General features: G+C 36.5%; 7 protein-coding genes. 4 read left to right on the plus strand and 3 right to left on the minus strand.

Annotation, left to right across the window (positions count from 1 at the left end; translation table 11 throughout):
- Positions 1-242 precede the first annotated feature (242 nt).
- From BLW16_RS22580 to BLW16_RS22595, 3 genes are all read right to left on the minus strand, one after another.
- On the minus strand, positions 243-548 hold the full coding sequence (locus BLW16_RS22580; protein ID WP_090560156.1) for a hypothetical protein: 306 nt from the start codon (positions 546-548) through the stop codon (positions 243-245).
- Positions 545-808: a helix-turn-helix domain-containing protein gene (locus BLW16_RS22585; RefSeq protein WP_090560157.1), complete on the minus strand. Its 264-nt coding sequence runs from the start codon at positions 806-808 to the stop codon at positions 545-547. Before BLW16_RS22585 ends, BLW16_RS22580 begins: the two co-directional genes overlap by 4 nt.
- A 400-nt stretch (positions 809-1,208) precedes the next feature.
- On the minus strand, positions 1,209-1,982 hold the full coding sequence (locus BLW16_RS22595) for a hypothetical protein (protein WP_090560159.1): 774 nt from the start codon (positions 1,980-1,982) through the stop codon (positions 1,209-1,211).
- 180 nt (positions 1,983-2,162) lie between these two features.
- Here BLW16_RS22595 and BLW16_RS22600 point away from each other — a divergent pair, with 180 nt between their 5' ends.
- The 4 genes from BLW16_RS22600 (at position 2,163) to BLW16_RS22615 (ending at position 7,640) form a co-directional block, all read left to right on the plus strand.
- Positions 2,163-3,515 carry a hypothetical protein gene (locus tag BLW16_RS22600; RefSeq protein WP_090560160.1) on the plus strand — a complete coding sequence of 451 codons (1,353 nt, stop codon included), beginning with the start codon at positions 2,163-2,165 and terminating at the stop codon, positions 3,513-3,515.
- Positions 3,516-3,686: 171 nt separating this feature from the next.
- Positions 3,687-4,592 (plus strand): bacteriophage abortive infection AbiH family protein, encoded by a 906-nt coding sequence (locus BLW16_RS22605; RefSeq protein ID WP_090560161.1) that lies wholly within the window; start codon positions 3,687-3,689, stop codon positions 4,590-4,592.
- Between the two features lie 129 nt (positions 4,593-4,721).
- On the plus strand, positions 4,722-5,513 hold the full coding sequence (locus BLW16_RS22610) for a hypothetical protein (RefSeq protein ID WP_090560162.1): 792 nt from the start codon (positions 4,722-4,724) through the stop codon (positions 5,511-5,513).
- A 12-nt stretch (positions 5,514-5,525) separates the two neighbouring features.
- Positions 5,526-7,640, plus strand: coding sequence for a hypothetical protein (locus BLW16_RS22615; protein ID WP_090560163.1), 2,115 nt, complete (start codon positions 5,526-5,528; stop codon positions 7,638-7,640).
- The last annotated feature ends 304 nt before the right edge of the window (positions 7,641-7,944 follow it).

Below are 7,944 nucleotides of genomic sequence, written 5' to 3' on the forward strand. Positions count from 1 at the left end.
TGGTCTTTGCCAAAAATTAGCGACATAACCTCTGTATTGACAAATATAATACTTGAAAAAAGATACTCCAAAATTTGCTTTTTATAATAGTATCTCGCTCCCTACAAAGCGCATAAGTTTGACGTGCTAAAAGCTTCGGCAAACCTTAGCGGTTTGTATGCCCGGATGGCTCCTGTAAGGAGCGTCCGGGTGCAAAACTTCGCCAGGATTTCCCGGCACCTTTTCTGGTCGGTTGACCCAGCTTAACCAGGTGGCCAGTAGACCAGGCTACCCCTGATGGGATGGTAAGATGGCTGGTAACGGATGTACCCAAATTCATCCAATTCTTTGATGCATTTGTGGTATGTGGCAACCGATGCGATCCGGCTATAAGCCATGAGTTTTTTGCGGGTAATGGCAAAGGGACTGGCAAAACCGCCCTGCTGCCAAAGGACAAACAGGGCAGTGAAAAGGCTTACATGGGTGGCCATCATCCTGCTGTCGGCACCCATTCGTTTGATCCATTTGCTGTAATCGGCTGCCTTGCTGTGGATGCTGGTTCCGGTCATGGCTGGCCTCCTTCTAATAGCCTGGTGATGTCTTCCAGCTTGTAATACATCATCCCGCCAATTTTTGTAAATCTCAGCGTACCGTTGATGCGTAAATTTTGCAGCGTTCCCGGTGAGATGTTCAGCAGTTTGCGTACTTCTGCGCTTTTCAACCATTGTTTGCTCTGCCTGTCTTCCGGTTTAATAAGTTGCCTTATCTCGGCAAGCATCTCGGTCTTTAATTGTTTTAAATCCTCTTTCGTGATAATTTCTAGTTGCATTCTTATTCCTCCTTGATTTGATGATTACCATACTTTTTAGTGTATAACTGAGTATCTGTATAACTATGGGACTGCAAAGCTGGATATACAGCTAACTGATTAGCTGTATATCCAGCTTTGCGCTTAGGAACTATCAAGCCTAAGCAATGATCTGCCAAGTAGAAAGGCACTGATTGCATCATATATGCAATGAGAAGGGGATTGTTTGTTCGTGATTTCCATAACCTTTGTTTTGGAACAAAAGAATGTTATGGAACTAACTTTAATTTACCACGAAGTCTGCGTGGTAAAATGATTGATTTGGATGTGTTTGTATAAGGCAATTAAATGGCTTAATACCATCTGATTACAAAACTATTCTTTTGGTAGATTTTGGTAAAACTATAAAATCCTTATCTACTTATATTGAGCGGGAGATCGTGTAAAGTTGGTGTTTTTTCGGTATGTCGTGTTCTCTTTTTATAGGGTCTTGTGGATCAATCCCCCGTAAATAGTACCTTAACCTTTCTATTTTAATTTCTTTGGTTTGACCTTTATTTTTATTGTCAACCTCCCTAAAGTATTTACTGATCATCTTTGCCCAGGTATTTTGTGCGTGAGTGATTAACAATTGGTCACCTTCGATAGTTTCCAGGGCTTGCATTTTTATAAACAGGTCTAATAAAGGCAGCACCTGTCCCTCCCTGATGTCAATATAACCGTCCCATTGACGGTATTCTGCTAGTTCTGCATTTAATTGAATGTTCTCTTGATTTAAGGCATGGATTTCTAATTGCTGCGCTGCAACAGCTGCTTCGGTAGATTTATGTAAATTCCACTGGTCATGTAAGATCAATACTTCAGTGAATTTTTTAAGCTGCTTAATTTCTCGCTCATTACGAATATGGTCTTTATCATAAATATCTTTAAGCAGCAGTACGTTCAGCTGACGATCAATCAAATCCCATAGATATCTGAAAAAAGTTTCTTCGTTACCATCATCGGGATGTTGTTCCAAATAGTAATTAAGATGCCGTTGGTAAAAATCTTCAATGCGTTTTTCGCTGATAGCAAAAATTCTTTTAAATAAATGCTTTAGAAAATCTTTACGGCTCCAAGATATAGGGTTTCCAATATCTAAGGTGTCATTACTGAAATCAAAACGGTCACGGGGTTTAAAATAGTTGATACTCATAAGCGTCTAACTGAAAGTATATTTCCAAATTTACACATTCTTGAATGTTTGATTATATCAAAGTCAAATAATCAGCCTAACAAAAAATACTAACGCACTAGCTACAGGTTTAAAAGCGTATTTCGCAAACTGGGTCAATTGCTTAACTTTAATCTATCAACATAACGACGATTTTCATTTATGAATAGTAATCTTTTTAGACAGAATCCTTTAGATACGTTACCAGTTCCAGATGTTCCTTATATAATAGTAGATACTAATTCATATATAAATGAAATAAAAAACGAAACTGATGACATTATTAGGTTTTTGAAAATCTGCTCATTCAACACTTGCAAAATTGTATTCACTCCAACTAATGATGTTGAAATAATGAAGTTCGTAGAATCCTTTAATGGAGACTTCGCTACCTATTATTTACAAGGTAATAGTTACATTCTTAAATCAAAAAGTGTTGAAGCTATATTTTCATCTGAAATTAATGAAGAACGCAATGCCCATTTTAAACTTGAGACTGGTATGGAATTGCAAGACAAGATGGCACTATCAAGTATATGGTTTCATTATTCCGTATCTGATAGACATAGTAAGTCTACCAATTTAACTCAGATTTTAGACATTCTACAAGTTTATCATATCAAAAATAAAATTTTTATCGGTTATGATTTTGGTGTGCTAAGTGAGTTTTTATATGATATGCATAAAACAAATGCGCAAATACCCAATTACAAAACCTTTTGGGTTGAGTTTTGCTACCTCAAAATGGCTTATAGAAGCACTAGACCTACTCTAGAAAATCTTTGCCAGAGTCTACATGATAGAGTAACTCTGATAAACAAAGCTATAGTTGAATTGAAATATCATTCATTAAAAACAGTTAGTAATCAAGGGACAATGGATTTGATGTATCATTTGAGTTATTTTGTTATACTAATTACTGGAAGCTACGACAATATTGCTTGGATGCTTAATTATATTTTTGAATTAGGATTTTCTCTCCAAAATTCAACTAGAAACCAGGTAGGCCTTCAAAAAAAAGGTCAAAAAGTGAAATCTAGTCTTCCTTATTATAAAGCCTTACAATCTAAATCCCCTGAAATTTTCGACTATCTTACGAGACCTGAAATTTCTGGATTCATAGACTTTATATATCCCTTAAGAGAGGCTGTTCAACATCGGAGCTTCATAAAGCCTTTAACCGCTGTGAAAAGTGTTAATCCTCTAACAAAACTAATCATTTGGTTTCCAGATGAATTAACTGATGAACTTAACTCAAATTTTGATCCACTCGACTTTGGTCTTGACTCAGATATTTCTGATTTAATGGGAGGTAGTTATTATAATATCTATGTGTTTCAAGAAAAAGTACATAAAACATTTACTGAAATTATTAATAATATTATTGGCATGGTCAATTTAAAAAAAGTCCTGTCATTGACCAACGAGCAGATTGCAGGGATTTCTGATGCAAAGGAGAAGTATAATAAAGATCCATGGAGTGGATTAAAAATGCGCAATTCAATTGTTTATTAGCTGATATAAGTTTTTTCAAGATTTGATCTATAATACACCTAAATGAGAATTTAAGATTTAATTTCAGTCCAATGGAATTTTGAAAAGTTTATTCGCTTGCTTAATAAATAGTTATATTTAGATATCACAACGCAACTCTTTTTCTCTCCGCAACGACGCCAAATCTAAAACATGAAAAACCTATACATTATCGGCAACGGCTTTGATATTCACCACTCACTAAATACCAGATATTCGGATTTTCATAATTTTGTCAGCAACAATAACAACGATCTCGAAAATGCTCTAGAGGAATACTTTGATTTTAGCGTTGATTATAAATACCTGTGGAAGAATTTCGAGGCAGAGCTGTACCGCTTCAATTATAAATCATTTTTCAATGATAACAACCACATTGACCATACTGCTGAAAATTTCAAGGTCAGTGACACCTACGACCTTGCAGATGGTATTTCGGAGGAAGCTGAAAATTTAATTGAGATGATCAGAGAGGGATTCACCGACTGGATCATTAGCTTAGACTACCCAAGTAAAGAATCTATTCTTAAAAGACTGATTTTCCTGAAAGGCAATTCTGCCTTTATTAACTTCAATTATACTGACACGTTGGAGGAATACTATGGCATTGCCAAAAGCCAAATTCTATACATCCACAATAACGCAAATGAACAGTTTGGAGAACTTATATTTGGACATGGTGAGTTAAACGAAACAGATCCGGCCGAAGATGAACTCGATGAAGAAGGTAATAGTAGCCGCACGTTATTTTCTGATGGTGAAGCGGCTTCAAGAAGACCATTTTACGAACTTCAAAAAGATACTGAAGCAATACTTACAGAACACAAAGCCTTCCTAAAAAAGTTGACAGACGTTGAAAGCATCATTGTCTTGGGACATTCTTTAGGTGCAGTAGACTGGCCGTACTTTAAAAGAATTAATGAGATTGCTCCTAATGCCCAATGGAAGATCAGTTATTATATGGATAGCGAAAAGGAAACAATTGGTCGCATAGCAATTGACGAAATTAATATCGGGAGGAACAAATTACGCATGGTAAGGATAGATGATCTTGATTAAATCCGGTTTATAAACTCTAATCCCCATGAGGAATCTGAATTTATTATGCTCATGATATGGCAAGCTATCCTAGAGTATATTTCCTATTGAAAATCTTTATTTTACGCATAAAACCTAACACAAATCATAATGTCAAGAAGCCTATATTTAATCCAAAAACACTGTCCGAATTTATTTAGATTAATTGTTGAGAATGGATCTTCTAATCTCGATAAACTTGATGACATAGTGCTTAGACAGCTTGAAGAAAAGCGTGCCAACAACACAAGCCTTGTAAGAATGCTAATGCGTGTTGAGGCCGGGGATGATCCATTTTTAATCTCATTTACAAATTACATGGATGATCTTATTGGAGAAATGCTCCATCAAATTCCCGAGCACGAAGCAGGTATTTGGGATTCTCTAAAAGGAAAGTTCAGCAATATCGCTGGTTGGAATTTCCTGAATCCAATTGGGGAACTATCTGCCTTAAAACATCTGCTGTCAGATAATGAAAGTGCACTGGTAACAATGGAATCTCCATACCCCAATGGTAGGCCAAAAGACTTTCTTTTAATGTCAAATAGTGATCTTGAGGAAGTACTTGTTGAAGTGGTAAACATCCACACCCCAGTTGAACCTGTCGAATGGGAGGAGCTAAAAATCATTCTATTGGAAAAATTGGAATTTAAGATTGACAGGGAGACGATTGGGGTTACTGATCCCTTGTTGTTGGATAAACTAATCATAATGCCGGTAGTATGGTATCTTGATGTAAAAATACTTCGTGAACATCATGATTTTTTTAGCTCATTTAGTACAACAATGGGAAGCTCTGCTGGTCTAAAAATAAAGTCGTTCGGCTTCCATACCTACATCAAAACGACTGATAACAAATTAATATTTGCTGATGCCGCGACAATATTAAAAACAGATTTATAAACTCATTCAACTATGTTAAGCGAATTTAAAAAACTTGTACTTTCAGTAAATGAAAATATCAGCTCAGTTGGAGATGACCTGAATGCTCGGTATAACTATGTTGGGCTTACTCCTGGAAATTCCCTGTTCAGTGCGCACGTTATCGATAAACTTTCCTCCCAGATCAAAATAGCCTTGGAATCCACGCCGGAAGACAAGGGTTCGCAGCATGATACATTAAAATTATTAGAGGAGGGGCTTGTTTATGACACTGTACTGAACGGAGTCGACAACACAGAATTCCTGAAAGTTATATACGAACTAAAGGCTGCAAGAAAAGCTGTTAAGCCTTTGACCAGTATTGATTCATGGAAGTATGCCATTAAATCTGCAAAGGATAAAATTTACATCTCAAGTCCTAAGTCTTACAGCGTGGAAGACGAAGAAGATGAGCCAACACCGACCCTTTTAGAAAAATTAAGGGAAGATTTTCCGAGACAATATGACATTGCAAACGCTGCATTAGCATTGAAAGCATTGGGTTGCAGCGTTGTTCTAAAAGATGCAACCATCGAGATTGAATCGGAAAAAGCAGCTGAAATGATAGAACAACATATCAATAAACTTGGCGGAATTAAATTGATAAATGTGATTTTTAATCATTTAGTTACGCATTCCTATATCCGGGAATTTAACAGGTATGCAATTGGAGCCAGCAAAGGCGTTATACCAGCACACGTTTCTCCACTTAGACCATATGGCTATCTGTTGAACTTGGCAGTTAAACATCTGGTTGAACGGCCAGAAAAAAAAACCGACGGTGAAATCTTAAATAAGATAATAACGATAGCCACACTACTGTCAACCGTACAGGATATCCAAAGTTACTCCCGGTTTGACAGCACGATCTTTGATATACCCAGCTTCCCGAACTATATCAAGCAACTTGCCCTTTTCGATACGGTATTTACCTTTCCCTCCAACGATATTAAGGATGTTATCGACATCAGTGAAAATGTGTTTAATTGGGTGAATGAGGTTGACTTTAAAACGCTTTACGGTTTCACGATTGAAAACATGTTTCAGGTCGCCAAATGTATAGATGAGATAACTGCTGCTACAGGCCCTCAGCTTGTTTATCTTTCGAAAGTTAGGAAAACCCTACCTGATTTGGCTTCCGATGATATTGCAGCTATCCTTTCTATGATCTCTCATGAAATTGGTACTGTCAACAGTGAATTCAAGATGATGACCGATTATAATTTTATTGATTTCGGCTTTAAGCCATTGATAAAAATCTCAGAGACAAAATTCCTCCTTTGCGATAAAAGCTGGTGCGCTATTGGGTTTTACGAAGTTATAGCAACCCTTGTTAGAGGCCTCACCCCCAATAATGATCAGAGCAATAATCATATTGGAGTTGCAACCGAGAAATATGTTTACAAAAAACTCAAGGAGAAAAATATCGAATTCAGTCATGGAAACTATATCGATTGTACAGGCCCTGAAGGAGAAGTGGATGTGCTCATAGAAAGTGAGGAATACATTAGTCTAATTGAAATAAAAAAGAAACCTTTAACACGTAAATCAAGATCGGGAGATGATGTAAAACTCATCATTGATTTGGCTCAAAGCCTTTTTGATGCACAGATCCAGGCCGCAAGAACAGAAATATTGCTTAAAAAAAATAAAGCCATAACATTAGTAGATGACAACAAAACTGAAAAAACCATTGGCTTAAACAATCGGCGGATTGAAAGAATCGCACTTACGCAATGGGACTATGGAAGTTTTCAGGATAAAATGGTTATCAATAAGATTCTGACGATACTTACCTCTAGTGAAATTGCACTTATCGATAAAGATGCACCCGAAGCAAAAGCAATCCAAAAAATAAATGTCAAGCAGGCCGTTTCCAAAAAGCAATCAGAAGAACTTGCTGGATTGGATGGCTTTTTAGACCATTTCCCATTTTTTAACTGTTGGTTTTTAAGTCTGCCACAGCTTTTACTTGTATTGAAATATAGTAATGGTAATCAGGCATTCCAAAAAGTACTCTTTAGTACCAAATTTGTCACCTTTTCCACCAATAATTTTTATATTGAATTCTATCATTGGTACTTAAATAGGCAGCACGATGAACAATAACCCCAAATACGCTTTTCGATGAAAACCACATGGTGTCTTATCATGCGGAGACCTCCTATAAGGTAGTCTCAGAAGATAATCTTGCTGGTTTTATTAAATCGTGTGCAAAGTATACAAAGCGGAGACATAGCTTAATGCGGTCAGCTAAAACATACATAAACTGCTTGCAGACTAACGCTTTTACTAAATCAAATAAGGATGGTCGATCTTTTGGAATTGCAACAATAAAATGGACATTCAGTTAAGCTGCAATATTTTCTTTATTTAAGTTTTTACCAAATTCCTCCGGGGACAAATATCCCAG

The sequence above is a fragment of the Pedobacter hartonius genome, from assembly GCF_900107535.1.
Taxonomy (GTDB): Bacteria; Bacteroidota; Bacteroidia; order Sphingobacteriales; family Sphingobacteriaceae; genus Pedobacter; species Pedobacter hartonius.

Excerpts from the sequence above, each read along its gene's own strand:
- BLW16_RS22600 (WP_090560160.1), top strand. The coding sequence starts at position 2,163 with ATGAATAGTAATCTTTTTAGACAGAATCCTTTAGATACGTTACCAGTT.
- BLW16_RS22610 (WP_090560162.1), top strand. The coding sequence starts at position 4,722 with ATGTCAAGAAGCCTATATTTAATCCAAAAACACTGTCCGAATTTATTT.
- BLW16_RS22595 (WP_090560159.1), bottom strand. The coding sequence starts at position 1,982 with ATGAGTATCAACTATTTTAAACCCCGTGACCGTTTTGATTTCAGTAAT.
- BLW16_RS22605 (WP_090560161.1), top strand. The coding sequence starts at position 3,687 with ATGAAAAACCTATACATTATCGGCAACGGCTTTGATATTCACCACTCA.
- BLW16_RS22580 (WP_090560156.1), bottom strand. The coding sequence starts at position 548 with ATGACCGGAACCAGCATCCACAGCAAGGCAGCCGATTACAGCAAATGG.
- BLW16_RS22585 (WP_090560157.1), bottom strand. The coding sequence starts at position 808 with ATGCAACTAGAAATTATCACGAAAGAGGATTTAAAACAATTAAAGACC.
- BLW16_RS22615 (WP_090560163.1), top strand. The coding sequence starts at position 5,526 with ATGTTAAGCGAATTTAAAAAACTTGTACTTTCAGTAAATGAAAATATC.